Below are 3,239 nucleotides of genomic sequence, written 5' to 3'. Positions count from 1 at the left end.
AGCGTGCAGGTACGGATGTCGGTTTGGGACTTCCAGCTTATCTTCGGCACCATGCATCCGCAGGCTGCCGATGAGGTGACGGTGCGCAACTTCCAGGGCGTGTACCTTAGCCCGCAGCAGGCCAAAGCCCTGCTGGGCGTGCTAGGCGAGAATGTGCAGCAGTACGAGCGAGCCTTTGGACAGATCGCTCTGGAACCGAACTTCAATCCTCCGGGACCAGTCCACTAAGTGGTGCCAAATCGCAACGCGGCGTTGCCGCTCTGGGCAATCTATCCGCTGCTCTTCGCGGGGATTTACCTGTCGCACATCACGCTGTTGCGCCTGCCTTACTTCTGGGACGAAGCCGGCTACTACATCCCTGCCGCGCTGGACTTCTTCCGTACCGGCACGCTGATTCCCTTCACCACCGTCACCAATGCGCATCCTCCCTTGCCCTCGATTCTGATGGCCGGCTGGTGGCACATTGCGCGCTTCGTTCCCTCGGCAACGCGCACACTGGTGGTCATGGTCAGTGCCGCTGCGCTGCTGGGTGTCTTCCGCGCAGCGCGCCTGCTGGCGGGCACCGCGGTTGCAGCCACGACCGTGCTTTTGACCGCCGCCTTCTCCATCTGGTTCGCGCAGAGCACGCTGGCGCACGCGGATATCTTCGCAGCGGCCTTTACCCTTTGGGGTCTCTCGTTTTACTTCGAAAGCCTTGTCCGGACGAGCTCCACCCGGAATGCCATCTGGGCAGCTATGCTCTTTGCCTTCGCTGCTCTGGCCAAGGAGACGGCCATTGTGACTCCTGTGGCTCTCGCCGGTTGGGAGCTGGTAACGGGCATTCGCGCTCGCAAGGTGCGGTGGACCTGGGTGCTGGTGCTGGCGTTTCCCTTGCTGCCCCTCATCGCCTGGTACCTCTATCATCAGCACGAGACCGGATACATGTTCGGCAACCCGGAGTTTGTGCGCTACAACGCCACGGCAACGCTCGACGCCAAGCGAATCGCGCTCTCGTTCTATCACCGCATCCTGCACCTGGTGGTGCATATGAACATGTGGGTGGCTACAGTGCTGACAACCGGAGCCCTGCTGCTGACGCCCTATGCCCCGGATCGTGCCCGGCGTATCGCAGCGCCGGCCATGGCGGCGATCGCCGTCGTCCTTCTGGCTAACCTGCTTGAGTTCTCCGTCCTTGGCGGAGCATTGCTGACCCGCTACCTGCTGCCCTGCTTTCCCCTGTTGCTGCTTCTGTATGTCAGCCTCTGGCGGCATCACTTCCGGCAGTGGTGGTTGCTGGCAGCTATCAGCTTCGCGGGATTTGTTGCAGCCATTACCGTCAATCCTCCATACGCCTTTGCTCCCGAAGACAACCTGACCTACCGCGACTTCGTAATGCTGCACCAGCAGGCCATCAACATCATTACGGAGCGTTATCCCCAGGCAACCGTCCTGACAGCATGGCCTGCATGGACAGAGCTGATGCATCCGGACCTCGGCTATGTGAAGCAGCCGTTCAAGGTCGCACCCATCCAGAACTTCTCAGTCGAAGAGGTACAAGCCGCAGCCCGGCATCCTGAGAAGTACGACACGGCGTTAATCTTCAGCACCAAGTACGAGCCCGCGACAGGCAAGCTCAACCTCGGCCGGCCGCTCGAAGGCGAGGCCACCCGGTACTTCGACTTCCATCGCGACCTGCTGCCAGCGGAGGCCGCCGCCGTGCTGCATGGTGAAGTCGTGTGGCAGGCGCAGAAGAATGGCGAGTGGGCGGCAGTGATCCGTTTCCCCAGAACCGTGGACGCTGCCATCGAGGCTCCAGAGACGTCAAAACACCTATAATCAGACCGGTGATGATGTTTTCGAAACGCCGCATTCTAGAGCATTTTTCCTGTTGCTGGGTATCCCGGAAACCGCATGCAGCGGCGTTTTCGTTGAGGAAAACGCCCATAGATGCAAAAGCCCTGCACTACCCCTACACGAAAATTGCTCTCCTGGGTCTTCTCTCGGTTGCAGGCGCCGTGACGGCACAGGCTGCACCCGTCTCTCATGGCCACGTTGTGCTGGTGTTACCGTTCGACAACCGCTCAGGGCAGACGGGATTGAACTGGATCGGCGATTCCTTTCCGGAGATGCTGAACCAGCGTCTCTCGTCCTCCGGTTTTCTGACCATCAGCCGCGATGACCGCATGTATGCGCTCGATCATCTCGGTTATCCCCTGGATCTGAAACCCAGCCGCGCCACCGCATTGCGGATTGCACAGACGCTGGACGCCGACCTCATCGTCATCGGCAGCTTCACCATGCAGGGGGACCGGCTGGCAGCGCAGGCGCAGGTACTTGACGTCAACAAACTCTCGATGTCCAAACCAATTGAAGAATCGGTCGACAAAAACCGCTTCTTCGATCTCGAAAACGCGGTCGCCTGGAAGATTGTGAAGGACGTGGATCCTTCCTTTCCTGTCGCGGAGCAGACCTTCCTGACGCAGAGCGCCAATGACAAGCTGGAAGCTTTTGAGAGCTATGTCCGCGGCGTCTCGGCACAGACGCCCTCAGAGCGGCTGAAGCGGCTTAAGACAGCGGTCTCGGTCTCCCCGGACTATGCCGCCGCCATCCTGGCGCTGGGCAAAGCGCAGTACGCGCAGGGACAGTTTGAAGAGGCTGCGGCTACGCTGTCCAAGCTTCCGCAGAACAATCGCCTGGCCCTGGAGGCGAACTTCTATCTTGGCCTGGCCAACTTCAACTCCGGCCAGTATCCGGCCGCGGAGACGGCATTCGGTTTTGTCGCCAGCCGTCTGCCTCTCCCCGAGGTCGTAAACAATCAGGGAGTCGCGGCCAGCCGCCAGGGGAAAGACGCCGGAGCACTGTTTCAGCGCGCCTCCACGGCCGATCCGAAGGATGCCGATTACCACTACAACACCGCGACCGCGCTCTTTCAGCGCCGCGACCTCCCCGGAGCGAAGGCTGAGTTGCAGAAGACCCTTAGCCTGAGACCGGCCGATGTCGAAGCTCCCTTGCTGCTGCAGAAGATCGATAATCCATCCGTTGATTTCGAGGCACTGCCCCGTATCCGCCGGACCTACTCTGAGTCCGGATTCCGTCAGGCCGCCTTCGAGCTCGAACAGATGCGGGCCATGCAAACTGCGACTCTGCCTCCGGCAAAACAGTCTGAGGCACTTGTGCAGCAGGGACAGGACTATCTCCAGCAGGGTCTCGTGCTGGAGGCCGAGCGTGAGTTTCAGTCGGCGCTGCAGATGGACACAACC

The 3,239-nt window shown here is 60.5% G+C and carries 3 protein-coding genes; all 3 read left to right on the top strand.

Going from position 1 to position 3,239, the window contains the following annotated elements; translation table 11 throughout:
- On the top strand, positions 1-228 hold a 228-nt coding region (locus AB4043_RS19750), incomplete at its 5' end, for a DUF3467 domain-containing protein (RefSeq protein WP_442307858.1).
- 3 nt (positions 229-231) lie between these two features.
- Positions 232-1,815: an ArnT family glycosyltransferase gene (locus tag AB4043_RS19745; protein ID WP_442307857.1), complete on the top strand. Its 1,584-nt coding sequence runs from the start codon at positions 232-234 to the stop codon at positions 1,813-1,815.
- 92 nt (positions 1,816-1,907) lie between these two features.
- Positions 1,908-3,239: tetratricopeptide repeat protein (locus AB4043_RS19740; protein ID WP_442307856.1), on the top strand; the 1,332-nt coding region annotated here is incomplete at its 3' end.

It is taken from the genome of Terriglobus sp. YAF25 (genome assembly GCF_052113305.1).
Taxonomy (GTDB): Bacteria; Acidobacteriota; Terriglobia; order Terriglobales; family Acidobacteriaceae; genus Terriglobus.
This window is presented reverse-complemented; position numbering and strand designations above follow the sequence as displayed.